This window comes from Xanthomonas phaseoli pv. dieffenbachiae (assembly GCF_008639345.1).
Lineage (GTDB): Bacteria > Pseudomonadota > Gammaproteobacteria > Xanthomonadales > Xanthomonadaceae > Xanthomonas > Xanthomonas phaseoli.
Window position 1 is genome coordinate 2,997,575 of the sequence record NZ_CP041380.1, and the last position, 25,343, is coordinate 3,022,917.

A 25,343-nucleotide genomic window follows, 5' to 3' on the forward strand; every position below is an offset into this window, starting at 1 on the left:
CATCCCAGTGCGCAGCGTATTGTAACCGGCTTCAGCGTTTTTGTGCTGGTTCTGAAGCGTTTTCTTCGCTTGCTGCAGGCGCCGGCTGCGCCGGTGCGGACTGCGCAGGCGCCACCGCCGGGGCCGCGGCCGGCTGCGACGGAGCGGTCGGCACCGCACCTGCGGCCGGAGCCTGCGGCAACGGCTTGGTGAGCTCGCCCGCGGCGGCCGGAGCCGGGGTTGCCGACTGCGACATCACACCCAGGTTCTGATCCGTCGGACGTGCGCCGTGCGTGGCGTACCACGCCATGAACAGGCTGATGCTGAAGAACACCACCGCCAGCCACTTGGTCGACTTGGACAGGAAGTTCGACGCACCCTGCGAACCGAACACGGTGCCCGACGCGCCGGCGCCGAAGCCGGAACCGGCCGCGGCACCTGCGCCACGCTGCATCAGGATCAGCGCAATCATCGCCAGGGCGACCAGCACGTAGACCACATTGAGGATCAACATCAGCATTTCGAAATCCGTCCCCGGACAAAACTTAATGGGTTAAAACGCGGCCGCCGCGCGTGCGATGGCCAGGAAATCTTCGGCGACCAGTGATGCGCCGCCAACCAGCCCGCCATCGACGTCAGGCTGTGCGAACAGCTCGCCGGCGTTGTCGGGCTTGACACTGCCCCCGTACAGGATGGGCAACGAATCGGCGATTCTAGCATCCGCCTTCGCGACTTCGCCACGCAGGAAGGCGTGCACGGCCTGGGCCTGCTCCGGGGTCGCAGTGCGGCCGGTGCCAATGGCCCAGATCGGTTCGTAGGCCAGCACCGCGCCTGCAAAGCCGTCACTGCCGACCAGCGCCAGGACCGGGTCGAGCTGGGCACGCAGGATTGCCTTAGTCTGACCGGCTTCACGCTGTTCCAGCGATTCGCCCACGCACAGCACCGGAATCAGCCCGGCATGGATGGCGGCGGCAAACTTGCGCGCCACCAGCTCGCTACTCTCCTGGTGGTATTGGCGGCGCTCGGAGTGGCCGACCAGCCCGTAGCCGGCGCCGACGTCGACCAGCATCGAGGCCGAGACCTCGCCGGTATAGGCGCCCTTCTCGTTGCTGCTGACGTCCTGGGCTCCGAACGCCAGGTGATGGGCCTCGAAATCCTCGATCAGGTCGCCGAGGTAAGGCAGTGGCGGCAGGATGACGACTTCGACACCCTTCAGGGGCATGTGCGCGGCCACCTTGGCCACCAGTTCGGTGGCGAAGGCGCGGCTGCCATGCAGCTTCCAATTTCCGGCAACGATCTTTCGACGCATCAGGCGCAGGTTCCTGAGTTGAAGACAGGCGACAGAATAGCCCAAGGCCTGTCGGCAACCGGCACACTTCTGTCCGCCAGATGTCCTCCCCCTCCCCTTCCAGGAACCTGCCATGTCCGTTTCGCCTGTCTTCGCCGTGATCACCGGCGCATCCAGCGGCATTGGCCGCGAGATTGCGCGCGCATACGCCAGGCGCGGCATGCCGCTGATCCTGACCGCACGACGGGTGGATCGGTTGCAGGCATTGGCCGAGGAATTGCGAGGCACGGTTCGGGTGGAAGTGCTGCCGGCCGACCTGGCCGACCCTGCCGCGGCCGAGGCGCTGGCAGCGCAGATCCAGCGCAACGGCTGGACAGTGGGCACACTGGTCAATAACGCCGGTTACGGCGTGCCGGGCCGCTACCTGCATCACGACTGGGCCACGCATGCGCGCTTCCTGCAGGTGATGGTGGGCGCGGTGTGCGAGCTGACCTGGCGACTGCTGCCCATGATCCGTGCCAGCGGCCAGGGCCGCATTCTCAACGTGGCCTCGTTCGCGGCGCTGACGCCCAGCGCCGATGGGCAGACCCTGTACGCGGCCAGCAAGAGCTTCATGCTGCGCTTCAGCGAATCGCTGGCGCTGGAAAACGCCGATTGCGCGGTCAAGGTGTGTGCCCTGTGCCCGGGCTTTGCATGGTCCGAATTCCATGACGTGACCGGCACTCGCGAGGCGATGTCCACCCTGCCCGACTGGGCCTGACTGCAGGCCGACGCAGTGGCCGAGTATGGAATCGCCGCCCTGGAGCGCGGCCAGGTGCTGGCAGTGCCGGGCTGGCGCTACCGGCTGGTCAACGCAGCATTGCGGCTGTTGCCGCACGCGTTTGCGCTCCGCCTGATGGCGCGCGGTTCGCATCGGGTGCGGCCGCTGGAGTGACGCACCGGCAGGCGGCATGTGCAGAAGAGATCGCCTAGCTCGGCCGCGCGTCTGGCCCGGGCCACCGAAGGGCTTGCAACGCGTACGCAAGCGCAGGTATCGAGCGTCAATGATTTGGGCGCATGCGCATGCAGGTCCAAGCCAGCATCAGCTCACGCGCTGGCCGCCAGCGCTGAACCACCCGCTGTTGTCAGTGATTGACGATCTCGCCGTGCATCGCCGCCAGGCGCGCCAGCAGGCGGTTTTGCGTGCGGCGCGGAATCTTGCGCTGATCCATGGCCCAGTTCAGATCTTCGACCAAGGCATTGAAGTCGCCTTCGCGGATCGCCAGGTGCGCATGTGCCTGCTGCATCGACTTGGCGGTGTCAGGGCATGGGCCGTCGGCAACATGGCAGAACTTTTGCACCAGGCGCTCGTTGAGCATGACGATATTGACGCGTGCGAATTTGTCGACGATGCGTGGGTCGTCGGCGATGCGCGAGAGCATGGTTTCCACCAGCGCTTCGATGCCGGCCTGGCCGCCGAGTTCGTCGTACAGCGTCTGCCGCGCTTGCGTGCTGGCGCAGGCACTCGTCAGGCCCAGCATGCAGAGCAACGACCAGCGCAACCATCGGTTCATCAGAACGCCACCTGCAAGGAGAGATAAGGGCCGCGCTGATCGGCAAGCGTGGCGATATCGCCAAGATCGGCCCAGGCAGCGGTCAACGAGACATGCTTGCTGGGGAACCAGGCGACGAATGCATCTGCCCACGCTTGCTCGCGCGCGAAGCCGAGGTTATTGGGCTTGTCGCGATATTCCACGCCCACCGCCCAGGACGGCGACAGCACCACTGCAGCACTGACCTCCGGAACCAGGCGATAGCTGTTGCGGCGATCGCCGCCGAAGCCGAGCAAGCCGGCCTGGTTGGCGCGGGTAGCGCGCAAGGTGCCGTTGAGCAGTAGCTGATATCCGCCGGCGCCCTGCAGCAACAGGCGGCTCGCGCTGACGTAGATGTCGGTGCCGTGGTCGTCGCGCGCACCGATCGCCAACGGCAAGGTTCCGTTGCGCAGGCGCTTGTATTGCACGCCCAAGCTGACTTGCGGCGCGTGTCCGTACACAAGGTCGCCGGCCACGCGCCACTTGGCACCGACCACGTCCTGGCCAAGCGCATTCCACGGCAAGCCGAGCCGGTCCTGCAAGGCGCCCAGATCCAGACGCTGGCGGGCAAGCGAAAGCTCCAGCCGATTGCCAACCGTGAGCGCGGCGCCCTGCACGTCGAGACGGTAATCGCCGCTGTCGACGTGGGTTGCGAACGCGACGGTGCCAAGCTCGTCGCGCGTGCCGTACCCAGACAACGTGGCCCACGGCACGATGCCGCCGCCGCTACTGCCTTCGATCATCGATACGCCGCCGGTGGCGAGCAGGCGTCCGTCGCCGGCCAGGGCATGCAGCGGCGCAAACACGCCAGCTGCCGCAGCAGCAAGAAGCGCAACACGCAGATGGGCGCTCATCGCTGCACACCTGCATGCGCTGGCGTGGTCATGCCCAGTTGGCGCATGCACCAGGCCACCAGCGGCGCTGCTTCCAGCGGTGGCGAGTACAGATAGCCCTGCACCATGTCGCAGCCGTAGCCGCGCAGCAGCGCAAGCGCCGCGGCGTTTTCGACACCTTCGGCAATGACGCTCAGCCCCAGGTTGTGTCCCAGATCGATCGTGCTGCGGACGATGAAGGCATCGTCGGTGCCGTCGGCCAACTGCATGACGAAGCTCTTGTCGATCTTCAGTTCGTTCACCGGCATGCGCTTGAGTTGTGCCAACGAGGAATAGCCGGTGCCGAAGTCGTCGATGGACAGGCGTACACCGACACTGCGCAACTGATGCAGCATGTGCAGCGCAAATTCGACATCGCGCATCAGGGCACTTTCGGTCAATTCCAGCGTGACCGACTGCGCTGGCACGGCATGATGCTCCAGGCAGCCGCGGACGAAGTCCGGCAAGCCGGGATCGGACAGATCCAGTGCGGACAGATTGATGGCCATGCCCAGTTCCAGCCCCTGCTTGCGCCATTGCGCCTGGCAGCGCAGCGCTTCGTCCAGTACGAAGCGGGTGAGCGGATGGATCACGCCGGAGTGTTCGGCAAGCGGGATGAATTCGTCCGGACCGATCGGCCCGAGCACCGGATGATGCCAGCGCACCAGCACTTCGACCTGTTCGACACGATCGGTGCGCAGACAAATCTTGGGCTGGAAGCGCAAGGTGAGTTCATTGGCGCCGATGGCCTGACGCAGATCGCCGGTGAGGCGCAAACGCCGCAGATGCTGTTCGTCCTGGCCCATGCGGTAGACGCTGGCGCCGAAGGTGGCCGTCGTACCGACCTGCCGCCGTGCGATGTCGGCGCGGCGCAACAAGGTGTCCGGGTCGGCGCCGTGCTCGGGAATCAAGGCGATGCCGATGCTGGCTTCGAGCTGGATGCGCGCCTGCGGCAACACCAGCGGGCGGCGCAACTGCAGCAGCAGGCGCTGCGCATCCTGCTGCACGCTGGCCGCATCGGCTTGCGCCACCACCACCATGAATTCATCGCTGCCCAGCCGACCCACCAGGTTGGGCTCTTGCACCACATCGACGAGCCGGCGTCCGGCTTCCACCAACACCTGGTCGGCGAAATCGTGGCCCAGGCTGTCGTTGAGTTCCTTGAAGCGCTCCAGATCCAGGATCAGCACCGCGGCAGTGCCACCGGATGCCACAGTCTGATCCACCACGTCCTTCAAACGCTCCAGCAACCAGATCCGGTTCGGCAACCCGGTCAAGGCGTCATGGCGGGCCTGATGCAGGATGTGTTGTTCGCGGCTGGCGATCTGGTGCTGCATGCGCCCGAAACTGTCTGCCAGTTCGGCGAGTTCACGGCCCGGCGGCACCTGCACGGCGGTGCGGTAATCGCCGCGCTGAATGCGCCGTGCGGCCTGCACCAGTTGCGCAACGGGTTTGCTCACGCTGCGCGCAAGAAAAATCGCCACACCCAATGCAGCGACCGTGGCCAAGCCTGCCAGCAGCAGGATCCGCAGCTTGAGGATGCGGTACGGCGCGATGGCGCGATCCAGCGATGCCTGCAACGCCACCCGCACCTGGCTGTCGCCCTGGATCGATTGCAGCCTGACCAGATAGCGCGCCTGGTCCAGCGTCAGCGGGATCGATGCAGCCTGCACCTTCTCGACCAGGGGCAATTGCTGCGCAAACTGGGCGCGCGCCGAGGGCTCCAGGGTGGAGGCCAGCACGCGCACTGGCGGGCCATCAGTGAAGAAGGTCGCATCCAGCCCGGTGGTGGTGCGGAAATCCTGCGCCAGGCCATCGCCGGATTCGTTGCCGATCCCAATCCAGCCCACCCGGTTCGGCGCCAGCACCTGCACCACCGCCAACCGCACGATGTGTTGATTCAGCGCCACCACACCGACCGCGCGTCCATCGCGCTGCGCTTGTTGCAGCAATGCCTGCACCGCACGCAATTGTTCGGCCTGCGGGACGTCGGCCAGGCCGGTCAGGAATTGCCCATCGGGCGACAACAACAGCGCGGTTTGCGCCGACATGCGCGCGGCGTGGTTGCGCAGGGCCGATTGCATGGTCGGCACATCGCCGCTTGCAACGGCCGCACGAAACCCGAAATCGTCGGCCAGCACCGACGCCGACTGCAGCAGCTGTTCGTCGCGGCGCATGTTGATGCGTTGCCAGACCCGCTGCCCGATCTCCAGCTCTTCGCCAAGCTGGGCCTTGACGCTGCGCTCGGTCGCCACCTGCACGGCAAGGAAGGTCAGCGCCTGCGTGGCAAGCACGACCAGCACCAGCAAGGCCGCGATGCGGGTATGCAGGCGCATCGACCTCATGGGCGCGGCTTCTTCGAGTCGGCGTTACGGAACTTGTCCTGCAGCGCGCGCACGCGCGCATCCGGTGGCGCCACGGCCGGCGCGGTGCCGGTGGTCTGCAGGGTCACGCGGCGCTGCACCTGCTCGCGTGCGATCACCAACGGCTCGCTGGTGGCAGCGCCCTTGATGCGCGGGTGCCAGACCCGCAGCGTGTAAGTGCCGGCAGGCGCCTCCAGCTGGGCACGGCCATCGCTGCCGGTTTTGCCGAAATACGGCGTGTCCAGCACCACGATGTATCCCAGCATCCAATCGTGGATGTTGCAGCCTATGGTGACCAGACCCGCCTGATCGAAACGCACCGGCGTCGCGGTGGTGCCTTGAAACAGCGGCAGCTCGAAGCGCTTGGCCGGAGAGAACGAATACACCTGATGGCGAATCTGATCGTTGTTCGGAAAGCGCACCAGGGTGCCGGTGCGCACCGCCAGCACGGCAGGCACGAACTGCGAATTGACCTGATCCATCTCCGCAGTCTTGCTGGCGGCTGGCGGAGCAGGCCGCGCCGGCTCCAGGCTCACGACCGCATCGACCAGCACGCCGCCGGCATCGGCGACGGTCACACTGACCGCTGTCGCCGACACCGATCCCACGGCAGCACAGGCCACCAGCACCGACACGACACCCAGCCATTTGATCCATCGCATGCGCACGCCCCCAGCCTTGTGCAATCGGCAGCGGAGCGCCAGGCGAGTCCGACGTCGCGCTAGCGATTAGCCTCGGTTATCGGCCCGAGTGAACGCAAGCTTTAACCAGACGCGAGCGGGATTTTCTGAACAGAAGTGCGGCACCGGTCACCGGTGGGTGCTGCGAGCGCGGCTACCGGCGACGGGCGATGCGTGCCGGCGCTGGCGCCGGATCACTTCAGCTTGATCTCGCGCAGACGCTCTTCCAGGAAGCCATGCGCCGTGATCGGCTCCGGATAACGGCTGGGATTGTCGGCGCTGATGCACGAGGGCAACACGTCGATCAGGAAATCCGGATTGGGGTGCAGGAAGAACGGCACCGAATAGCGCGGCTGGCGCGCCTGCTCGCCCGGCGGATTGACCACACGGTGGATGGTGGACGGATACACGTGATTGGTCAGGCGCTGCAGCATGTCACCGATGTTGACCACGATGGTGTCGGCGTCGGCAGTGAACGGCACCCACTCGCCATCGTGGGAACGCACTTCCAGGCCGGCGGCACTGGCGCCCACCAGCAAGGTGATGAAATTGATGTCGCCATGCGCACCGGCACGCACGTTGGGGATGTCGTCGCTGGTGATCGGCGGGTAATGGATCGGCCGCAGGATCGAATTGCCGTTGTTGGTCTTGTCGACGAAGTAGTCCTGCGGCAGGCCGATATGCAGCGCCAGCGCCGACAGCACGCGCGAACCCAGCTGATCGAGCTGCTGGTACAGCTGGTAGCCGCGCTCGCGGAAACCCGGCACTTCGCTGGGCCACAGGTTCGGCGGCATCACTGCGCGATACGGCGAATCGTCCGCGATCTCGCGGCCGATGTGCCAGAACTCCTTGAGGTCGAAGTGCTTGGAATCCTTGGCGGTTTCCACGCCGAACGCGGTGTAGCCGCGCGCGCCACCGCTGCCTTCCACGTGATAACGGCGCTTGGTCGCTTCCGGCAACGCGAAGAACGCCTTGAACACGTCGTAGGCGGCATCGATGTCGGCCTGGGCGATACCGTGATTGCGGATGCCGGCAAAGCCCCACTGCCGGTAAGCCGCTCCGAGCTCGGCGACGAAGGCGTCGCGGTCGGTGTCGAAACGGGTGATGTCCAGCGTGGGGATGCGCGCGCTCATACGGATGTCTGCAGTCAAGGTCGAAAGGTCGAGAGAAACCTGCTGGTCAGATCAGCAGGCGATACAACAGGTAAAACGTCGCGGCCTTGGCGATGACCACGCAGACGCCAATGACGATCGACTCACGCCGCGTCACGCACTGCACCCGAGAGCCGGTCGAGCGTGTCCTGCATCAGGCCGGCGTCGTCGGCTTCGACGGTCACCCGCACCACCGGCTCGGTGCCCGACGGACGCAGGAACGCGCGGCCACGGCCTTGCACGGCGGCCTGCGCCTGCTGCAATGCCTGGCGCACGTTGGCCGCTTCCACAATGGCCTTGGCGGTACCGCCATCCAGGCGCACGTTGACGGTCTTCTGCGGCACCTTGCTCAGGCTGCCCAGCGCCTCGCGCAGGCTCTGCCCGTCGCGACCCAGCGCCTCGAGCACCTGCAGCGCACTGACGATGCCATCGCCGGTGCTGGCACGGTCCAGGCACAACAGGTGACCGGACGTTTCGCCGCCCAAGGTGCCGCCGCCTTCGACCAGGGCCTGATGCACGTAGCGGTCGCCGACCTTGGCGCGCTGGAACGGGATGTTCAGTGCAGCCAATGCCTGTTCCAGACCGTAATTGGTCATCAAGGTGCCGACCACGGTACCCGCCAGCCGGCCGCTGGCCTGCCACGAGCGCGCGAGCACGTACAGCAGATCGTCGCCATCGACCGGGTTGCCCTGGTCGTCGGCCATCAGCACGCGGTCGCCGTCGCCGTCGAAGGCGATGCCCAGGTGCGCACCGCACTCGCGCACCTTGGCAGCGAGATTCTCGATATGGGTCGAGCCCACACCGGCGTTGATGTTGAGCCCGTCCGGCGCAGCGCCGATGACCACCACGTCGGCGCCCAGCTCGCGGAACAGCATGGGTGCGATGTGGTAGGTGGCGCCGTGCGCGCAATCCAGCACCATCTTCAGCCCGTGCAGGGTGAAACCGCGCGCCACGCTGGCCTTGCAGAATTCGATATAGCGGCCGATGGCATCACGCGTGCGGATGGCCTTGCCCAATCGCTCCGAGTCCACCGTGTGGAACGGCTCGTCCAACGCCGCTTCGATCGCCGCTTCGGTGGCGTCATCGAGCTTCTCGCCTTCGGCGGAGAAGAACTTGATGCCGTTGTCGTAATGCGGATTGTGCGAGGCGCTGATCACCACCCCGGCGTCGGCGCGTAGCGTGCTGGTCAGAAAGGCGATGGCCGGGGTCGGCATCGGTCCGATCAGCTGCACGTCGGCCCCGGCGGCAACCAGGCCGGCTTCCAGCGCCGCTTCGAACATGTAGCCGGAAATGCGGGTGTCCTTGCCGATCAGCACCAACGGCCGCTTGCTGCGGCCCCGGGTCAGCACACGGCCAAGCGCATTGCCCAGGCGCAGCACGAAATCGGCCGAGATCACGCCCTGCCCGACCCGGCCGCGGATGCCGTCGGTGCCGAAATACTTGCGTGCGCTCATGCGGCGTCGGCGTCTTGCGGATGCGGCTGCCGCATCATCATCGCGGTGAGCTCGGCGATGCGGTCGCGCATCTGGCGGCGGTCGCAGATCTGGTCGATGGCGCCGTGATCCAGCAGGAACTCCGAGCGCTGGAAACCTTCCGGCAGCGTTTCGCGCACGGTCTGTTCGATCACGCGCGGGCCGGCAAAGCCGATCAGCGCATGCGGCTCGGCGATGTTGATATCGCCAAGCATCGCGAACGAGGCCGACACGCCGCCGGTGGTGGGATGGGTCAGCACCGAGATATACGGCAGGCCGGCTTCGCGCAGGCGGCCGAGCGCGGCCGAGGTCTTGGCCATCTGCATCAGCGAGAACAGGCCTTCCTGCATGCGCGCGCCGCCACTGGCGGAAAAGCACACGAACGGGCAGCCGACTTCCAGCGCCACTTCGGCCGCGCGCGCAAAGCGCTCGCCGACCACCGACCCCATCGAGCCGCCCATAAAGGCGAAATCGAACGCAGCGGCGACCAGCGGATTGCCCTTGAGCGTGCCGCGCATGGCGATCAGCGCGTCGTATTCGCCGCTGGCCTTCTGGCTGGCCTTGATGCGTTCGCCGTAGCGCTTCTGGTCCTTGAACTTGAGCGCGTCGACCGGCCCGAGCTGCGCGGCGATTTCAGTGGTCGCGGTGTCCGGGTCGAACAGCGAATTCAGGCGCGCGCGGGCGCGGATCGCCATGTGGTGATCGCACTTCGGGCACACCTCGAGGTTCTCTTCGAGTTCCGGGCCGTACAGCGCGCTCCCGCAATTGCTGCACTTTTCCCACAGGCCCTCGGGGACGCTGCGCTTCTTGGCCGGTGTGTTTTCGGTGCGGATGCCGGAGGGCATCAATTTGCTGAGCCAGCTCATGCGTGTATGACAATCCATGCAGGGCGGCCTGGCGGGCCGCAGAGGGGCGACAGTCTAACGCAGCGCCCCAGGCTGGTGCAGCGCGCCGGACATGGCGGGTTGCCGCTGTGGCGGAGCGTTGTGGTGCAAGCTGTCGGGCGATATGCAGCAGGTTGGCATGCTGCGGGGCACCGTGTGTTCAATGGCTGTCAACGCCTTCGCCCAGCCCGGCGCTGCTTCGCCCGTCCCCTCACCTCCCCCCCTCCCGCAGGAGCGGGGCTTTGATTCCTTCTCCGATCGGGACATTGTCCTCGCAGATGGGAGAGACGGTACCCCGCAGGGGTGGATGAGGGTGCGGGCGAAGCCCCGTGCATCCACGCGAGAAGGTCCTGAGGTCTGGCGTTAGCGGTGATCCAGCGCCTGCCGAAGTGGGGCAAGGAACGCTTCGGCGCGCTCACGGGCGCTGCGGACCTCGCCTGCTTCCGCCAACGCGGCGACCAGGGCGCTGCCCACCACCACGCCATCGGCATCCACGGCCATGGCAGCGGCACTGGCCGCATCCTTGATGCCGAAGCCGGCCACCACCGGCGCGCCGGCCCGCTGGCGCAGCTGGCGCAGGCGGTCGCTGGCGGCGTGGGTGTCGAGCAGATTGGAGGCGCCGGTGACGCCGGCAAAGCTGACGTAGTACAGATAGCCCTGCGCGGTGCTGCACAGCATGTCCAGGCGCTGCTCGCTGGTGGTGGGCGAAGCCAGTGCGATCAGCGCCAAGCCGACCTCGGTGAAGATGGTGCGCGTTTCGCCGGCCTCTTCCGGCGGCAGGTCGACCAGCAGCACACCATCCACGCCCGCGGCGACCGCGGCTTCGGCGAAGCGTCGCGTGCCATGGATCTCGATCGGGTTGAGGTAGCCCATCAGCACCACCGGCGTGGTGGCATCTTCGCGGCGAAACTCGTGCACCGCTTCCAGTACATACGCCAGGCCGGCGCCACGTGCCAGCGCGCGCTCGGAGCTGCGCTGGATGGTGGGGCCGTCGGCCATCGGGTCGGAGAACGGCACACCCAACTCGATCACATCGGCACCGGCGCGCACCAGCGCGTGCATCACCGGCACGGTGGCTTCCAGCGATGGGTCGCCGGCGGTGATGAAAGGGATCAGTGCCTTGCGCCCATTGGCACGCAGCTCGGCGAAGCGGGAATCGATACGACGCATGAAATCACTCGAACAAGGGAGGAAAGCCAGCCGCCATGGAACCTCAGGTGGCAAAGAAATACCGCATCAGCGCAAAGCACAGCGCAAACAGGTAGCCGTAGGAAAATCGATCGATGCGCAGCACCGGGTCGCCGCGCCGCGCACGCCACGCACCAAGCGCGGCCATCAGCCCACCGGCGACTAGCGGTACGATCACTAGCGCTGCCAGTCGCGCGCCGTGGGTTGCGGTGAGGTGCTGCGGCAGCAGCCAGAGACTGACACCGCCAAGCAACGCACCCGCGATTGCGTAGCCGACCGCTGCCAGCCCCGGCGAGGGCCTGCGCTCGAACGACTCGGCGACAGCGTGCAGGCCAAGTTCGATCAGCAGCTCGGTCAAGGCCTGCAGCAGCACCTCGGCCACCAACTGGAGCATTCCTTCGAGCATCGCCGCGTCCCTGCATCCGGAGAGAGCGTTAGCCGCAGCCACGCTTAAAGCGCGATTCCCTCGCGCGCCGCGATGGTATGCACATCCTTATCGCCACGCCCGGAGAGATTGCACAACACCAGCGCATCCCTGGGCAGCTCGCGCGCCAGCTTGATCGACTGCGCCACCGCATGGCTGGACTCCAGCGCGGCCAGAATGCCTTCGGTATGCGCCAGCAGATGGAAGGCCGCCATCGCCTCGTCGTCGGTGATGCCCTGGTACACCGCGCGACCGCTGTCGGACAGAAACGAATGCTCCGGGCCCACGCCGGGGTAATCCAGGCCAGCGGAAATCGAATGCGTCTCGGTGATCTGGCCGTCGTCGTCGCAGATCACGTAGGTGCGGTTGCCGTGCAGCACGCCCGGGCGACCTGCGGCGATGGAGGCGGCATGCCGGCCGGTGGCGATGCCGTCGCCGGCCGCTTCGGCGCCATAGATCTTGACGCCGGGATCGTTGAGGAAGGCATGGAACAGACCGATCGCATTGCTGCCGCCACCCACGCAGGCACTGATCGCATCCGGCAGCCGGCCATAGTCCTGCAGCATCTGTTCGCGCGCCTCGCGGCCGACGATGGCGTTGAAGTCGCGCACCATGCGCGGGTACGGGTCCGGGCCGGCCACGGTGCCGATGATGTAGAAGGTGTCGCGCACGTTGGTCACCCAGTCGCGCATGGCTTCGTTGAGCGCGTCCTTGAGCGTGGCCGAGCCGGAGGTCACCGGGATCACCGTGGCGCCGAGCAGCTTCATGCGGTAGACGTTGATCTTCTGCCGCTCGATATCGGTGGCGCCCATATAGACCACGCATTCCAGGCCCAGGCGTGCGGCCACGGTGGCACTGGCAACGCCGTGCTGGCCAGCTCCGGTCTCGGCAATGATGCGGGTCTTGCCCATGCGGCTGGCCAGCAAGGCCTGGCCGATGGTGTTGTTGATCTTGTGCGCGCCGGTGTGGTTCAGGTCTTCGCGCTTGAGCAGGATCTGCGCCCCACCCACTTCACGGCTGAGCCGTTCGGCATGGTAGATCGGGCTGGGACGGCCGACGTAGTGCTTGAGGTCCTTGTCGTATTCGGCAATGAAACTCGGGTCCTGCCGCGCCTGATCGTAGGCAGCGGACAGTTCCTGCAGCGGGCCGATCAAGGTTTCGGCGACGAAACGGCCACCGAACTTGCCGAAGTGGCCGGCAGCATCCGGATAGGCGTAAAAGTCACTGATGGGCTGGGCCGACATGGAAATCCTCTGCAGCAATGCGTCATACGAGAAGCGTCACTCTAGCGCAGCCGCGGCACGGGATAAATCGATAAGATTGCCGCAACCTGTGAGCTGGAATCACACATGAGCACCTTGCTTCCTCCGCTGGCAGCGCTGCGTGCGTTCGACGCTGCCGCGCGCCTGCAGAGCGTCAGCCGTGCTGCCCAGGAACTGCACGTCACCCATGGCGCCATCAGCCGGCACGTGCGCTCCCTGGAACAGGCATTGGGCACCGCGCTGTTTGCGCGCCAGGGCCGCGGCCTGGTGCTGACCGCGGCGGGCGTTCGGCTACGCGATGCCACTGGCGAAGGCTTTGGCCTGATTAGTCAGGCCTGGGCGGCATTGCAACGCCCGGCCACCGAAGCGCCGCTGGTGCTCGGGTGTTCGGGCAGCCTGCTGGCGCGCTGGGTGATTCCGCGCCTAGGACTGCTGCAGCAAGAGCTACCGGATGTGCGCCTGCATCTGTCGGCCAGCGAACAACCGCCCGGCCCGGACCTGGACGGCCTGGATGCTGCCCTGCTGCTGGACACCCCGCCCTGGCCGAGCGAGTGGCAGGTCCGCACCCTGGGCGTGGAGTGGATCGGGCCGGTGTTGAGCCCCCAGCTCGCATCCACCCTGCAGATCGAGGGGAGCGGCCCGGCCGCGCTCGGCGATCACGCGCTGCTGCACACCCGCTCGCGCCCGCAGGCCTGGCCGGAATGGGCCCAGGCGCACGGGCTGGCACCTGAGGGGTTGCACTTCGGCACCGAATTCGAACACCTGGTGTATCTGCTGGAAGCCGCTGCCGCTGGCCTTGGAATCGCGATTGCGCCGCAGCCCTTGGTCGCCGCGGACCTGGCAGCCGGGCGCCTGCTGGCGCCATGGGGCTTCACCGCCACGCCCGGCCGCTGGGTGCTGTGCGCCGCCAAGCGCAACCCGGATCCACGCATCGAACGACTGGCGGGTTGGCTAGGCAAAGCGCTGGCGGAAGATCAGCACATGTCTCTGGCCATGGGTGCAACGAACGCCTGAGCGGCTATCGCAGATGTTCGTTGCAACACTGCATCGCCCGCCCACACCTCGCGACGAGCGTGTGTACCGTCAGGAGCTATACCTGCCGAGCGGAAGGCCACGCATCGGCACAACTAGCCAGAAGACACAAAGACGTCAGTCGCGGCTCAGCCTGAAGGACCGCCATCTAGCGCGCGAACGCTCGTTAAACCGCCTTAAATGGCGAAACCGCGACTGTATCCAGCGAGATGAACGCAACGTGCGGGAAGGTCGCTGAGGGCTGATTAATGATTGCTGATCGTTATTCGGAATTCGGAATTCGGAAAGCATGCTACGCGCACGCACACTGATAGCTATCCAAACGACCCAGCCGCGTCACGCGCCTGCTGTTACGAATCCCCAATCCCGAATCCCAAATCCCACCCTCACGACATGTCGTGACAATCCGCCCGCCGCACTTCCTCGACGAACTTGCGCATCTTGTGGCCGTCCTTGATGCCCGGCGCCAGCTCCACGCCACTGGAAACGTCCACCCCCCAGGGCAAGGTGGCCACGATGGCGTCGAACACGTTGTCGGCGTTGATGCCGCCGGCCAACAGGAACGGACGATGCAAGCCGGTGGGCAGGCGCGACCAGTCGAAGGTCTTGCCGGTGCCGCCGCCCGCGCCGGGCGCATGGCTGTCGAACAGGAAACCAGCGGTATTGGGATAGGACAACTGCAGCGTACGCGCGTTGGCATCTTCGCCATTCACGCCGCTGCTGCCCATCGGCACCGCCTTGAGATACGGCAGGTTGAAGCTGCGGCAGAACGCGTCGTCTTCCTCGCCATGGAACTGCAACAAGGTCGGGCGCACGGTGCGCACCACTTCGCGCACCTCTTCCTTGGAATTGTTGCGGAACAACGCCACCACATCGACCATCGGCGCAGTCGCCTGGCGCATCGCGCGCGCCTCTGCCGGCGCAACGCGCCGGGGGCTGCCATGCGCAAAGATGAAACCTACCGCGTCCACACCCAGCTCGCCGGCCAGCCGGATATCGCCGGCGCGGGTCATGCCACAAAACTTGATACGGGTGCGGTACAGCGATCGATTCATTGGGTCACCTCAGCAGGCAGATGCCACTCTGCAGGATACAGAGGTCCGATAAACACCAGACCCTGTGGCGGCGCTGTCGGGCCGGCCACAGTGCGGTCGCGTCCGGCGAGCAACGTCGCGATCCAGTCGGCCGGCTGCTCGCCGGTACCGACCAAAATCAGCGAGCCCACAATATTCCGCACCATGTGATGAAGGAATGCATTGGCCTGGACCTGCACCTCCACCACCTCGCCGATACGCTGCACGTGGATGGCTTGCAGGTGACGGCGTGCGTGCAAGGCCTGGCATTGCACGCTGCGGAACGCGCTGAAATCGTTCTCGCCCAATAACGCCTGTGCTGCCGCATGCATGGCATCGGCATCGAGCGGGCGACGCTCCCAGCTCAGGGTCTGCCGATACAGCGCCGGGCGAATCTGCCGATTGAGCAGGCGATAGCGGTAACGACGCGCGCGCGCGGAAAAGCGCGCATGGAAGTCATCGGCTGCCGGCACGCACCAGCGCACGGCGATCGACGGCGGCAGGCGCGCAGTGGTGCCCAGCATCCAGCCACGCGGCTCGCGGCGTGCGTCGCTGTCGAAATGCACCACCTGGCATTCGCCATGCACGCCGGCGTCGGTGCGCCCGGCGCAGACCACCTGCACCGGCGCATCGGCGACCGACGACAAGGCTGCCTGCAGGCTGGCCTGCACGCTCGGCCCGCCATGCTCGCCCAACTGCTGCCAGCCCTGGAACTCGCTGCCGTCGTATTCCACGCCCAGCGCGTAACGCATCGGTATCTGCCCTATGAGTGAATCGAAGAAATCCGCGCGCCGGTCATGCCACCGCCAGCGCAGGCGATTGCCAGCCCAGCCCCGCCGCCGCAAAGAAGGTGAAGTGTACGAGCCGCATTGCCTGGTGGGTGCCGAGCCGCGGCAACGCGCGTGCGGCCAGCGCGCAGGTGCGTGCTCAGTCGTCGGACCCGACGCTATGCTCGGACCACACGGCCAAGGTGGTGCCGCCGGGCTCGCGGAAATGAAACCGGCTGCCGCCCGGAAAACCGAATATCGGCTTGACGATCTCCCCGCCTGCGCCACGCACGCGCTCCATTACCGGGGCCAACGCGTCCGCATACAGCACCACCAACGGCCCACCCTGTTCCGGCGCCGGCGCGGCTGCACGGTAGAAGCCGCCGTCCAGGCGGCCATCGTTGAAGGCCAGGTAATCCGGGCCGTAGGCCTGGAATTGCCAACCGAACACCGCTTCGAAAAACGCACGACTGGCATCCGGATCGATGGAGGCGAACTCCACATAATCGATCCGGCGCTCGCGTGCGGCGCCTGTCTGCGCGGGCAGGCAGTCGATCGCCGGGCTCATGCCAGGCGTTCCAGCAGCTCGGCCGCTTCGGCGCGCGTGGCGTCGTCGCCGGTGGCGGCAACTTCCAGCAGCAGGCCGCGCGCGGTGTCCTTGTCGCCCAGGTCCATGTAGGCCACCGCCAGTTCCAGGCGATCGCGCCCGGCCGAGGCGATGCCCCGGCTGGCCGACGCGCTGGGCGCGGCACTCGGTGCCGCAGGCGCACGTTCGAAATCCAGGCTGTCTTGCGTGGCCACCGCGACCGGGGAGGCGTTCGACGGAACATCGCCGATCGTGGGCGCGACATCTGCGTGGCGCGTTTCCACAGCTTCGGACGCCGGTTGCGGCGGGGCCTGCGCCTCGTCGACGGGCGTGGTGTGCTGCGGCGGCGTTGCCACCACCGGCGGTGCGGCACGCAGCGCACGCCAGTCGTCGCTGTTGACCGCCATGGGTGCAGCAGCCGGCTCGGACGGCAGCGGCTCGCGACGCAACACCTCCGACAACGGTTGCTGCGTGTCATGGGCGCGCTCTTCGTCGCGCAGATCGGCCTGCTCGAATTCGGTCTCGTGCACCACATCGCGCTCGCTGGGCTCGGTGGTTGGCGTCGCGTCTTGCGGTTCGGCGGCCTGCACCGGTGCGCCAGGCAGGACGAAGTCGAACTGCCGACGCGGCAACGGCGGCAGCGGCGAGGGTTTGCGGCGGCGCGCGGCCAGCCACGCCACCACGGCAGCGACGATCAACACCAGCCCGCCGATCAACCACAGCGGAAAACCGCCGCCCTGTTGTGCGGCCGCCGGAGTTTCCGACAGGCGTTTTTGCACGGCCGCCAGATCGCTGTCCTTCATGGCGATCAGCGCTTGCTGTTGCTGCTTGAGCTTTTCCAGATCCGCCACGCGGGTCCGCAGGTCCTGCAATTCCGCATCGCGGGTGGCGATGTCTTCCTTGGCCTGTTGCAATTGTTGATTGGCCGCCATCTCGCCCTCGCCTTCGGCACTGGTGCCGGACGTGACGCCGGCGGTGTTGGTCTGACTCGCCACTGCAGGGGCGATTTCGAGCCGCGCGCCGTTGCCGGACGCTGCGGCAGGCGTGGCGGGCGGCGGCGTGGCGGTAGCGGCAGCGCCGGCCTCGGCCGGTTGCGGCACCGCCGATCGCGCCTGCCGCCACTGCGCGGCCTGCTCGCGCACCATGACCGCCGCTTCGGCCGCACCGACCTGGGCAAGTGCGTCTTCCTGCGGCGTGCGCAGCACCGCGCCCTGCTTCAGGCGGTTGATGTTGCCGTTGATGAAGGCGTCCGGATTGGTGCGCAGCAACGCCAGCATGGTCTGGTCCAGCGAATTCCCGCTGGAACGCGCCACTACCGCGGCGATCTCCGACAAGGTCTGGCCCGCGCGCACGGCCGGCAACGCATCGCCGGCCTGCGTCGCAGACCCGGCAGACGCACTGGCAGTCGCACGTGCGGCCGGTTCGGCGCTGGCGTTGTCTTGCGCGGTGCGGTCGGCGACCGGCGCCGGCTCGCGTGCAATCGCATTGCTGGAACCGGCACGCGGCGCTTCGATGGCCGGCTCGGCGATGGCGGCCGCGGTATTGGGCGCATCGACCAAGGCGGAATATTCGCGCACCAGCCGGCCCTGGCCCCACTCCACCTCGATCAGGAAGTTGATCGCCGGCTGGTCCACCGCCTGGCTGCTGGTGACGCGGATCACTGCCCGCCCGCGTGCGTCCTGCGCGAACTGGAACTGCAGATTGCTGACCAGCCCTTGTGGGCGCTCCAGGCCGACCCGCGCAAACGTGGTGGCCGATGCAAGCGCCACGCGCGCGTTGTCGAGCTCGCCCGGCTCGTTGGAGATGACCGGAATCTCGGCCACCAGCGGTTGCCCGGGCTTGGACAGCACCCGGATATCGCCCAGCCCCAACGCCATTGCGGCGCCGCTGCAGGCCATCAGCAGCAACGCACCTATCCCTTGTATCGGACGCATCGCGCCCCCGCCCCTATGTTTCATGGGCATCAATATAGCCGCTGAATGAGCGAAAAAGTCGGTGCCGTGATCCAGAGCGCTGCGCCAGCGACGCTGCCGCAGTGCGGCATGCATGCGTGGCCACTGCAAACAGGCAAGCGTTGATGGGCGCTCGCACTGCGCGAGGTCTCCAGCGCGCAACGGTTTGTCGGCAGATTGCGTGGTGCAACGTCACGAACTGCGCGATGCCACGATGTGACACCAATGTCGCGTCCTCTGCAGGCAATGGCGTGTGCGAGCGGCGGGCGGCGTGACGGCTCGCGCAAGCTGCAAGACCCCTCGACGCGTAGGGCGTGCGATAGCAGGCGACACGCGCACGTACGCATGTCTGCAGGCACGCGACGGGCAGCGCGCGTGCAGGTTGGAGCTTGGTTGAGAATCGAGCAGACCTTCTACGCGTCGGCGCGCACCCTGCCAGAGCGCTTGCTCGCGGTGCGCCTGTCTGGAAAGCATCATTGCGCGCCGACATGCTCGTGCATGTGCACGGCGGTGTAGAGCCGCCAACCGCGTGAAGCGACCAGTCCTCATGCAGGTGCAACCGGCGCGCTCAGCACCGCAGTGAACCGCAGTGACCGGGCGGTGCCTGCTGCACCATGCACGGGCCGCGCGCGCCGATGGCGACTGCGCGGCCGTTTTTGTCGTGCCCCTCAGCCTTCCTGTGCGACCAGTTCGGCCAACTGCACGGCGTTGAGCGCGGCGCCCTTGCGGATGTTGTCGGAGACGATCCACAGGTTCAGGCCACGCGGATGCGAGAAGTCTTCGCGGATGCGACCGACAAACACCGCATCCTTGCCGGACGCATGCGTGACCGGGGTCGGGTAGCCGCCGGGCTTGCGCTCGTCCACCACTTCCACGCCGGGCGATGCTTCCAGCAGCGCGCGCGCCGCTTCCACGGTGATCTTGTCGCGGGTCTCGATCGCCACCGCTTCGGAATGGCCGTAGAACACCGGCACGCGCACCGCGGTGGGATTCACCTGGATGCTGTCGTCGCCGAGGATCTTGCGGGTTTCCCAGACCAGCTTCATCTCTTCCTTGGTGTAGCCGTTGTCCTGGAAGTCGTCGATGTGCGGGATCAGGTTGAAGGCGATCTGCACCGGGAAACGCTGCGGATCGATGTCCTGGAAGCTCAGCAGCTCGCTGGTCTGCTTGCCCAGTTCTTCCATCGCCGAACGCCCGCCGCCGGAGACCGACTGGTAGGTCGCCACATTGATGCGCTCGATGCCGTACTTGCGGTGAATCGGGCCCAGCGCCACCAGCATCTGCATGGTCGAGCAATTGGGATTGGCGATGATGCCGCGCGGGCGCTGCTTGAGCGCCTCCGGGTTGACCTCGGACACCACCAGCGGCACGTCGTCGTCGTAACGGAAGGCCGAGGAGTTATCGATCACCACCGCACCGGCCGCGGCGAACTTGGGGCCGTATTCCTTGGACACGCTGCCGCCGGCGGAGAACAGCGCGATGTCCACGCCGGCGGGGTCGAACTCGGCCAGGTCCAGCACATCGACCTTGCCGCCATTGAACTCCACCTGCCCGCCCGCCGAGCGCGACGACGCCAGCGCGTACAGGGTGGCGACCGGGAAGTTGCGCTCGGCCAGGATGCTCAGCATGGTCTCGCCGACAGCGCCGGTGGCGCCCACGACGGCGACGTTGAAACGACGGTTTTCGTTGCTCATGAGTTTGTCTTTATCGAAAGGGGAAATGAGGAAGCACTGCGCGCTGGGTTCGGGGAACCTCCAACGCTGGCCGCGGAGGTTCCCTATCGTTTGGTCGAAATGGTTTTGCTCGCGCCCACGATCGCGCCGCCACGTTTGGCAGCGGCAATCGCATCGGCATTGAGCGCGCTCGGCGGGTTGCCGGCATGCGGGCCCTTGCCCAGCGCAGCGATCAGGTTGTCAACCGCCAGTTGCACCATCGCGCGGCGGGTGGCCAGGCTGGCGCTGCCGATATGCGGGGTGAGCACCACGTTGTGCAGCGCCAGCAACTCCGGACGCACACGCGGCTCGCCTTCGTAGACATCCAGGCCGGCACCGGCCAGGCGGCCGTTGGCCAGCGCGTCGGCCAGCGCCAGCTCATCGACGATGCCGCCGCGGGCGATATTCACCAGCGTGGCAGTCGCGCGCATCTTGCCCAGCGCCGCGCCGTCGATGAAGTGATGCGACTCCGTGGTGTACGGCAGCACCAGCACCAGGTGATCGGACTGCGCCAGCAACGTCTCGAAATCGACGTACTGCGCGCCCAGCGCCTGTTCGGTGGCGGCCGGCAACTGGCTGCGGTTGTGATACAGCACGCGCATGCCGAAACCGTGCGCGCCGCGCCGCGCGATGCCCTGCCCGATCCGGCCCATGCCCAGGATGCCGAGCGTGCTGCCGTGGATATCGGCGCCGAGCATGGTCTTGAACGACCATTGCCCCCACTGCCCGTCGCGCAACCAGCGCTCGGACTCGGTGATGCGGCGCGCGGTGGCCATCAGCAGCGCGAAGCCGAGATCGGCGGTGGTTTCGGTGAGTACGTCCGGCGTGTTGCTGGCCAGGATGCCGGCGGCGCTCAGCGCATCCAGATCCAGGTTGTTGTAGCCCACGCCGACATTGGCGATGGCGCGCAGCTGCGGCGCGGAGGCGATTTCGGTCGCGCCGATACGCTCGTTGAGGGTGATCAGGGCGCCGTCCAGCGGTGCCAGTTGCGCAGCCAGCTCGGCCGGCGAATACGCGCTGACGCGCTGCGTGGTGGTCAGCTCGAAATGCTCGCCCAACTGCGCGACGACATCGTCGAACAGCGGCTGGCTGACCCACACCTTGGCGCGACGGCCGTCAGACATCGACCTGCCCGGGAATGCGGGGCGACACCTCGCCCACATCGCCGCATTGCGCACGGTGACGCAGCGCCTGGTCCATCAGCACCAGCGCCATCATCGCCTCGGCGATCGGCGTGGCGCGGATGCCCACGCACGGGTCGTGCCGGCCGGTGGTGATGACATCGACCACGCTGCCGTCGGCATCCACCGTGGCGCCGGGCAAGCGCAGGCTGGAGGTGGGCTTGAGCACCATCGAGGCGGTGACCGCCTGGCCGGTGGAGATTCCGCCCAGGATGCCGCCAGCATGGTTGCTGAGAAAGCCTTCCGGGGTGATCAGGTCGCGGTGCTCGGTGCCCTTCTGCGCCGCGCTGGCAAAGCCGTCGCCGATCTCCACGCCCTTGACTGCATTGATGCTCATCAAGGCCGCCACGAGTTCGGCATCGAGCTTGCCGTAGATCGGCTCGCCCCAGCCTGCGGGCACGCCGCCAGCGACCACGTCCACCCGCGCACCGACCGAATCGCCGGATTTACGCAGCGCATCCATGTAGGTTTCCAGTTCCGGCACCTGCGCGGCATGCGGCCAGAAAAACGGGTTGTCTTCCACCGCATCCCAGTCGAAACCAGCGGGACGGATCTGGCCCAGTTGCGACAGGAAACCGCGCACCAGCACGCCATAACGCTGCTTGAGCCACTTCTTGGCGATCACGCCGGCGGCCACGCGCATGGTGGTTTCGCGCGCCGACGAGCGCCCGCCGCCGCGCGGATCGCGAATGCCGTACTTCTGCCAGTAGGTGTAATCCGCATGGCCCGGACGGAACTGCTGGGCGATATTGCTGTAGTCCTTGCTGCGCTGATCGGTGTTGCGGATCAGCAAGCCGATCGGCGTGCCGGTGGTGCGGCCTTCGTACACGCCGGACAGGATCTCGATGGCGTCGGCCTCGCGGCGCGCGGAGGTGTGCCGGCTCTTGCCGCTGGCGCGGCGCTGCAGGTCGTGGGCGAACTCTTCCGGCGCCAGCTCCAGGCCGGGAGGACAGCCGTCGACGACGCAGCCGATCGCCGGCCCGTGCGATTCGCCGAAGGTGGTGACAGTGAACAGCTTGCCGAACGAATTGGCACTCATGCGCGCAGGCTCATCGCTGCGCGGCCAGCTCGGCGATGCGGGCGCCGTGGGCGATCAATTCGCGGCATTCCACCGCGAAAATGCCCATCTGCCCCACCTTGAACTCGACCCAGGCCAGATCCACTTCCGGCAGCAGCTTGACCAGGTGCTGCTCGGACTCGCCCACCTCGCAGATCAGCAGGCCGTCTTCGCTCAGGTGCTGCGGCGCATCGCGCAGGATCTTCAGCACCAGGTCCAGGCCATCGTCGCCGGCGCGCAGGCCCAGTTCGGGCTCGTAGGAATACTCCTGCGGCAGCGCGTCGGTTTCGTCGTTGGTGACGTACGGCGGGTTGGTGACGATCAGGTCGTACTGGCGACCGCCCAGGCTGGCGAACAGGTCCGACTTGAGCAAGCTGACATTGTCGGCATGCAGGCGCGCCTTGTTTTCGGCGGCCAGCGCCAGCGCATCGTCGCTGATGTCCACGCCGTCCACATCCCACTGCGGGTTGTAGTGGCCCATCGCGATGGCAATACAGCCCGAACCGGTGCACAGGTCGAGCGCACGGGTCACCTCGCGCCCGCCCAGCCACGGCTCGAAGCCGGCTTCGATCAGTTCGGCGATCGGCGAACGCGGCACCAGCGCACGCGCATCGCTCTTGAAACTCAGGCCGGCAAACCAGGCCTCGCCGGTGAGGTACGCGGCCGGCACGCGCTCGGTGATGCGGCGCTCGAACAGACCGAGCACCTGCTCTTTTTCCGAGCGCAGCAAGCGCGCCTGGCCGTAGGCCGGGCCCAGATCGTGCGGCAGATGCAGGCTGTGCAGCACCAGTTGGGTGGCTTCGTCCAGCGCATTGTCGTAGCTGTGGCCGAAGGTCAGACCGGCTGCGTTGAAACGGCTGGTGCCATAGCGGATCAGGTCGATGATGGTGTGCAGTTCGTCGGCCGCGGCGGCAGTCATGGCAACAACTAAAGAGGAATCGGCCCCCGATTATAGAGGTCGGATCGGTATCATGAGCGTCCGTTGCACTGGAAACCGCCATGTTCAATCGCAATACCGGCATCGTGCTACTGGTGGCCCTGGCCGCTGGCCTGGGGATGTTGCTGGGCCAGAAGTTCCTTGGCGGCGCGCCCAGTTCGCCATGGCCCCCCACCAAGACCATCACCTTTTATCCGCAGCCGCGCCCGCTGCCGCAATTCAGCCTGCGCCAGTCCGACGGCACCCAGTTGGTGCCCGGCGAGCTCAAGGGGCATTGGACGCTGGTGTTTCTGGGCTTCACGTTTTGCCCCGATGTCTGCCCCACCACCTTGACCGATCTGGCCGTGGCGCAACAGCAATGGGAAAGCATTCCCGATGGCTTGCGCCCGCGCGTGCTGTTCGTCTCGGTGGACCCGCAGCGCGATCCGCCTGCGCGCCTGGGCGAGTACGCGCACGCCTTCCACAAGGACACCCTGGCCGCCACTGCCGACGTGCCGGCGCTGGAGCGCTTTGCCACCGCGCTGGGCTTCGTGTTCCAGAAGGTGCCGGGCAAGGGCTATGCGCAGAATCCCAACGACTACAGCATGGATCATTCGGCCGGCATCGCCGTGCTCGATCCGCAAGGCCGTCTGGCCGGGTTGATCCGTCCCCCGCTTGATCCGAAGGCGATCGCCGCCGACCTCCAACAGCTGACCAAGGTAACCGCTCCGTGAGTCTCGTCACTTCCCTGACCTACGTGCTGCCGCACCGGTTGCTGTCGTCGCTGGCGCGCGCGCTGGCCTATTCGCAGACCCCCTCCACCAAGCAGTGGTTGATCGACACGGTCACGCGCAAGTTCGGCGTGGACCTGAGCGAGGCACAGGAGCCGGATCCGCGCGCCTACCCCACCTTCAACGCGTTTTTTACCCGCGCCTTGAAGCCCGGCGCGCGCGTGCCGGATGCCGACCCTGCGGCGGTGCTGATGCCGGCCGACGGCCGCATCAGCCAGCTCGGCCCGATCGAGAACGGCCGCATTTTCCAGGCCAAGGGGCAGTCGTTCACCGCTGCCGAGTTGCTTGGCGACGAAGCGGCCGCAGTGCCGTTCAACAACGGTCTGTTCGCCACCGTGTATCTCTCGCCCAAGGACTACCACCGCGTGCATATGCCGTGGACCGGCACCCTGCGCGAAACCGTGCACGTGCCCGGCCGGCTGTTCAGCGTGGGCCCGGATGCAGTGCGCAACGTGCCGCGCCTGTTCGCGCGCAACGAGCGGCTGGTGTGTCACTTCGACACCGAGTTCGGCCCGATGGCCTCGGTGATGGTTGGCGCGTTATTGGTCTCGGGTGTGGAGACGGTCTGGAGCGGCGTGGAGATTCCGCGCTATGGCGACCGCATCACGCGCAAGGACTATCGCGGCAAGGGCATCGTGCTGGAAAAGTTCGCGGAGATGGCCCGGTTCAATTACGGCTCGACCGTGATCGTGCTGCTGCCGCCGGGCGTGGCCACGCTAGATGGCAATCTTGCGGCCGAAACATCGGTTCGTCTTGGCCAGGCGCTCGCCCGTCGCCAGTGAAGTGCAACACCGCGGCGTAGGAGCGGACTTGGCCGTAACCAGACATTCCCGACGATGCGCAGCCCCTACGCGCACCGTCTTGCTCGGCCCAAGATAAAAAACACACGGCACACAACAGGGCGATTTGGAGGCTTCGTCGCTGCCGGTTCCGCTCCCGCGGCAACCAGACTTGTCACGAGCTCGCCGCCATCGCAGGAGCGGACCTGGCCGCGACCAAGCATGCCCGAGAACGCGGCGCATACCCGCGCGCTGTGTTCCCAGCTTCAGATCGAAAAGCTCCAGCCCGTGTTTGAGGCTACCGGACCGGCGTTGACGCGGCCTGGCCTGCCCCACGCTAGCGGGTTCAGCCCGATGCGCACC

Annotated in this window: 23 protein-coding genes and 1 pseudogene; 4 read left to right on the top strand and 20 right to left on the bottom strand. The window is 66.7% G+C overall.

Going from position 1 to position 25,343, the window contains the following annotated elements; translation table 11 throughout:
* Positions 1-31: 31 nt before the first annotated feature.
* Both secG and tpiA read right to left on the bottom strand, forming a co-directional pair.
* The gene (secG, locus tag FLG15_RS13600; RefSeq protein WP_150146558.1) at positions 32-499 is read right to left on the bottom strand and encodes a preprotein translocase subunit SecG; all 468 of its coding nucleotides are present in this window, start codon (positions 497-499) and stop codon (positions 32-34) included.
* A 33-nt stretch (positions 500-532) separates the two neighbouring features.
* On the bottom strand, positions 533-1,288 hold the full coding sequence (tpiA, locus tag FLG15_RS13605) for a triose-phosphate isomerase (RefSeq protein WP_150146561.1): 756 nt from the start codon (positions 1,286-1,288) through the stop codon (positions 533-535).
* Between the two features lie 112 nt (positions 1,289-1,400).
* On the opposite strand from tpiA, the pseudogene FLG15_RS13610 reads away from it, so the two are divergent.
* Positions 1,401-2,201 (top strand): annotated as a pseudogene (locus FLG15_RS13610) (SDR family NAD(P)-dependent oxidoreductase).
* A 190-nt stretch (positions 2,202-2,391) separates the two neighbouring features.
* Here FLG15_RS13610 and FLG15_RS13615 read toward each other — a convergent pair.
* The 10 genes from FLG15_RS13615 to trpB all read right to left on the bottom strand — a co-directional run bounded on the left by FLG15_RS13615 (position 2,392) and on the right by trpB (position 13,116).
* Positions 2,392-2,820 (bottom strand): group I truncated hemoglobin, encoded by a 429-nt coding sequence (locus tag FLG15_RS13615; protein WP_017156088.1) that lies wholly within the window; start codon positions 2,818-2,820, stop codon positions 2,392-2,394.
* Positions 2,820-3,692 carry a DUF3034 family protein gene (locus FLG15_RS13620; RefSeq protein ID WP_057678330.1) on the bottom strand — a complete coding sequence of 291 codons (873 nt, stop codon included), beginning with the start codon at positions 3,690-3,692 and terminating at the stop codon, positions 2,820-2,822. Before FLG15_RS13620 ends, FLG15_RS13615 begins: the two co-directional genes overlap by 1 nt.
* The gene (locus FLG15_RS13625; RefSeq protein ID WP_057678331.1) at positions 3,689-6,055 is read right to left on the bottom strand and encodes a putative bifunctional diguanylate cyclase/phosphodiesterase; all 2,367 of its coding nucleotides are present in this window, start codon (positions 6,053-6,055) and stop codon (positions 3,689-3,691) included. Before FLG15_RS13625 ends, FLG15_RS13620 begins: the two co-directional genes overlap by 4 nt.
* A complete protein-coding gene (locus FLG15_RS13630) occupies positions 6,052-6,735 on the bottom strand; it encodes a methylamine utilization protein (RefSeq protein WP_057678332.1) in 684 nt (227 codons plus the stop codon). The genes FLG15_RS13625 and FLG15_RS13630 overlap by 4 nt, the downstream gene beginning before the upstream one ends.
* A 212-nt stretch (positions 6,736-6,947) precedes the next feature.
* On the bottom strand, positions 6,948-7,886 hold the full coding sequence (locus FLG15_RS13635; protein ID WP_057686979.1) for an isopenicillin N synthase family dioxygenase: 939 nt from the start codon (positions 7,884-7,886) through the stop codon (positions 6,948-6,950).
* A 122-nt stretch (positions 7,887-8,008) separates the two neighbouring features.
* Complete coding sequence (gene glmM, locus FLG15_RS13640; RefSeq protein WP_057677609.1) at positions 8,009-9,358, bottom strand: phosphoglucosamine mutase; 1,350 nt, start codon at positions 9,356-9,358, stop codon at positions 8,009-8,011.
* Positions 9,355-10,242: an acetyl-CoA carboxylase, carboxyltransferase subunit beta gene (accD, locus tag FLG15_RS13645; RefSeq protein ID WP_003485520.1), complete on the bottom strand. Its 888-nt coding sequence runs from the start codon at positions 10,240-10,242 to the stop codon at positions 9,355-9,357. The genes glmM and accD overlap by 4 nt, the downstream gene beginning before the upstream one ends.
* A gap of 381 nt (positions 10,243-10,623) precedes the next feature.
* Positions 10,624-11,430 carry a tryptophan synthase subunit alpha gene (gene trpA / locus FLG15_RS13650; RefSeq protein ID WP_057677610.1) on the bottom strand — a complete coding sequence of 269 codons (807 nt, stop codon included), beginning with the start codon at positions 11,428-11,430 and terminating at the stop codon, positions 10,624-10,626.
* Between the two features lie 43 nt (positions 11,431-11,473).
* Positions 11,474-11,854, bottom strand: a complete 381-nt coding sequence (locus FLG15_RS13655) for a hypothetical protein (protein WP_057677611.1) — start codon at positions 11,852-11,854, stop codon at positions 11,474-11,476.
* A 44-nt stretch (positions 11,855-11,898) separates the two neighbouring features.
* Positions 11,899-13,116 (bottom strand): tryptophan synthase subunit beta, encoded by a 1,218-nt coding sequence (gene trpB, locus FLG15_RS13660; protein WP_005914297.1) that lies wholly within the window; start codon positions 13,114-13,116, stop codon positions 11,899-11,901.
* Positions 13,117-13,221: 105 nt separating this feature from the next.
* On the opposite strand from trpB, the gene FLG15_RS13665 reads away from it, so the two are divergent.
* On the top strand, positions 13,222-14,148 hold the full coding sequence (locus FLG15_RS13665) for a LysR family transcriptional regulator (protein WP_057677612.1): 927 nt from the start codon (positions 13,222-13,224) through the stop codon (positions 14,146-14,148).
* 404 nt (positions 14,149-14,552) lie between these two features.
* On the opposite strand, the gene FLG15_RS13670 is transcribed toward FLG15_RS13665, so the two are convergent.
* The 8 genes from FLG15_RS13670 to prmB form a co-directional block, all read right to left on the bottom strand.
* Positions 14,553-15,221: a phosphoribosylanthranilate isomerase gene (locus FLG15_RS13670; protein WP_008570953.1), complete on the bottom strand. Its 669-nt coding sequence runs from the start codon at positions 15,219-15,221 to the stop codon at positions 14,553-14,555.
* Positions 15,218-15,991, bottom strand: a complete 774-nt coding sequence (gene truA, locus FLG15_RS13675; protein ID WP_008570951.1) for a tRNA pseudouridine(38-40) synthase TruA — start codon at positions 15,989-15,991, stop codon at positions 15,218-15,220. Before truA ends, FLG15_RS13670 begins: the two co-directional genes overlap by 4 nt.
* 175 nt (positions 15,992-16,166) lie before the next feature.
* Positions 16,167-16,574 carry a VOC family protein gene (locus FLG15_RS13680; RefSeq protein WP_039567208.1) on the bottom strand — a complete coding sequence of 136 codons (408 nt, stop codon included), beginning with the start codon at positions 16,572-16,574 and terminating at the stop codon, positions 16,167-16,169.
* The gene (locus tag FLG15_RS13685) at positions 16,571-18,526 is read right to left on the bottom strand and encodes a type IV pilus assembly protein FimV (RefSeq protein WP_485130653.1); all 1,956 of its coding nucleotides are present in this window, start codon (positions 18,524-18,526) and stop codon (positions 16,571-16,573) included. Before FLG15_RS13685 ends, FLG15_RS13680 begins: the two co-directional genes overlap by 4 nt.
* A gap of 686 nt (positions 18,527-19,212) precedes the next feature.
* Complete coding sequence (locus FLG15_RS13690) at positions 19,213-20,238, bottom strand: aspartate-semialdehyde dehydrogenase (protein ID WP_150146567.1); 1,026 nt, start codon at positions 20,236-20,238, stop codon at positions 19,213-19,215.
* Between the two features lie 83 nt (positions 20,239-20,321).
* Positions 20,322-21,380 carry a 2-hydroxyacid dehydrogenase gene (locus FLG15_RS13695; RefSeq protein ID WP_057677616.1) on the bottom strand — a complete coding sequence of 353 codons (1,059 nt, stop codon included), beginning with the start codon at positions 21,378-21,380 and terminating at the stop codon, positions 20,322-20,324.
* A complete protein-coding gene (aroC, locus tag FLG15_RS13700) occupies positions 21,373-22,476 on the bottom strand; it encodes a chorismate synthase (RefSeq protein ID WP_057677617.1) in 1,104 nt (367 codons plus the stop codon). The genes FLG15_RS13695 and aroC overlap by 8 nt, the downstream gene beginning before the upstream one ends.
* A gap of 10 nt (positions 22,477-22,486) precedes the next feature.
* Positions 22,487-23,413 carry a 50S ribosomal protein L3 N(5)-glutamine methyltransferase gene (gene prmB / locus FLG15_RS13705; RefSeq protein WP_057686978.1) on the bottom strand — a complete coding sequence of 309 codons (927 nt, stop codon included), beginning with the start codon at positions 23,411-23,413 and terminating at the stop codon, positions 22,487-22,489.
* Between the two features lie 80 nt (positions 23,414-23,493).
* Between prmB and FLG15_RS13710 the strand changes: the two genes are divergently transcribed.
* The gene (locus FLG15_RS13710; protein ID WP_008577518.1) at positions 23,494-24,144 is read left to right on the top strand and encodes an SCO family protein; all 651 of its coding nucleotides are present in this window, start codon (positions 23,494-23,496) and stop codon (positions 24,142-24,144) included.
* Complete coding sequence (gene asd, locus FLG15_RS13715) at positions 24,141-24,983, top strand: archaetidylserine decarboxylase (RefSeq protein WP_039567218.1); 843 nt, start codon at positions 24,141-24,143, stop codon at positions 24,981-24,983. The genes FLG15_RS13710 and asd overlap by 4 nt, the downstream gene beginning before the upstream one ends.
* Positions 24,984-25,343: the final 360 nt, after the last annotated feature.

What these genes read in the sequence shown, in the direction of transcription:
- FLG15_RS13615 (WP_017156088.1), bottom strand. Translation starts at nt 2,820, where the DNA reads ATGAACCGATGGTTGCGCTGGTCGTTGCTCTGCATGCTGGGCCTGACG.
- FLG15_RS13630 (WP_057678332.1), bottom strand. Translation starts at nt 6,735, where the DNA reads ATGCGATGGATCAAATGGCTGGGTGTCGTGTCGGTGCTGGTGGCCTGT.
- accD (WP_003485520.1), bottom strand. Translation starts at nt 10,242, where the DNA reads ATGAGCTGGCTCAGCAAATTGATGCCCTCCGGCATCCGCACCGAAAAC.
- FLG15_RS13695 (WP_057677616.1), bottom strand. Translation starts at nt 21,380, where the DNA reads ATGTCTGACGGCCGTCGCGCCAAGGTGTGGGTCAGCCAGCCGCTGTTC.
- FLG15_RS13680 (WP_039567208.1), bottom strand. Translation starts at nt 16,574, where the DNA reads ATGAGCCCGGCGATCGACTGCCTGCCCGCGCAGACAGGCGCCGCACGC.
- FLG15_RS13665 (WP_057677612.1), top strand. Translation starts at nt 13,222, where the DNA reads ATGAGCACCTTGCTTCCTCCGCTGGCAGCGCTGCGTGCGTTCGACGCT.
- glmM (WP_057677609.1), bottom strand. Translation starts at nt 9,358, where the DNA reads ATGAGCGCACGCAAGTATTTCGGCACCGACGGCATCCGCGGCCGGGTC.
- FLG15_RS13670 (WP_008570953.1), bottom strand. Translation starts at nt 15,221, where the DNA reads ATGAATCGATCGCTGTACCGCACCCGTATCAAGTTTTGTGGCATGACC.
- aroC (WP_057677617.1), bottom strand. Translation starts at nt 22,476, where the DNA reads ATGAGTGCCAATTCGTTCGGCAAGCTGTTCACTGTCACCACCTTCGGC.
- trpB (WP_005914297.1), bottom strand. Translation starts at nt 13,116, where the DNA reads ATGTCGGCCCAGCCCATCAGTGACTTTTACGCCTATCCGGATGCTGCC.
- trpA (WP_057677610.1), bottom strand. Translation starts at nt 11,430, where the DNA reads ATGCGTCGTATCGATTCCCGCTTCGCCGAGCTGCGTGCCAATGGGCGC.
- tpiA (WP_150146561.1), bottom strand. Translation starts at nt 1,288, where the DNA reads ATGCGTCGAAAGATCGTTGCCGGAAATTGGAAGCTGCATGGCAGCCGC.
- FLG15_RS13635 (WP_057686979.1), bottom strand. Translation starts at nt 7,886, where the DNA reads ATGAGCGCGCGCATCCCCACGCTGGACATCACCCGTTTCGACACCGAC.
- prmB (WP_057686978.1), bottom strand. Translation starts at nt 23,413, where the DNA reads ATGACTGCCGCCGCGGCCGACGAACTGCACACCATCATCGACCTGATC.
- FLG15_RS13655 (WP_057677611.1), bottom strand. Translation starts at nt 11,854, where the DNA reads ATGCTCGAAGGAATGCTCCAGTTGGTGGCCGAGGTGCTGCTGCAGGCC.
- FLG15_RS13685 (WP_485130653.1), bottom strand. Translation starts at nt 18,526, where the DNA reads ATGCGTCCGATACAAGGGATAGGTGCGTTGCTGCTGATGGCCTGCAGC.
- secG (WP_150146558.1), bottom strand. Translation starts at nt 499, where the DNA reads ATGCTGATGTTGATCCTCAATGTGGTCTACGTGCTGGTCGCCCTGGCG.
- FLG15_RS13710 (WP_008577518.1), top strand. Translation starts at nt 23,494, where the DNA reads ATGTTCAATCGCAATACCGGCATCGTGCTACTGGTGGCCCTGGCCGCT.
- FLG15_RS13625 (WP_057678331.1), bottom strand. Translation starts at nt 6,055, where the DNA reads ATGAGGTCGATGCGCCTGCATACCCGCATCGCGGCCTTGCTGGTGCTG.
- FLG15_RS13690 (WP_150146567.1), bottom strand. Translation starts at nt 20,238, where the DNA reads ATGAGCAACGAAAACCGTCGTTTCAACGTCGCCGTCGTGGGCGCCACC.
- FLG15_RS13620 (WP_057678330.1), bottom strand. Translation starts at nt 3,692, where the DNA reads ATGAGCGCCCATCTGCGTGTTGCGCTTCTTGCTGCTGCGGCAGCTGGC.
- truA (WP_008570951.1), bottom strand. Translation starts at nt 15,991, where the DNA reads ATGCGTTACGCGCTGGGCGTGGAATACGACGGCAGCGAGTTCCAGGGC.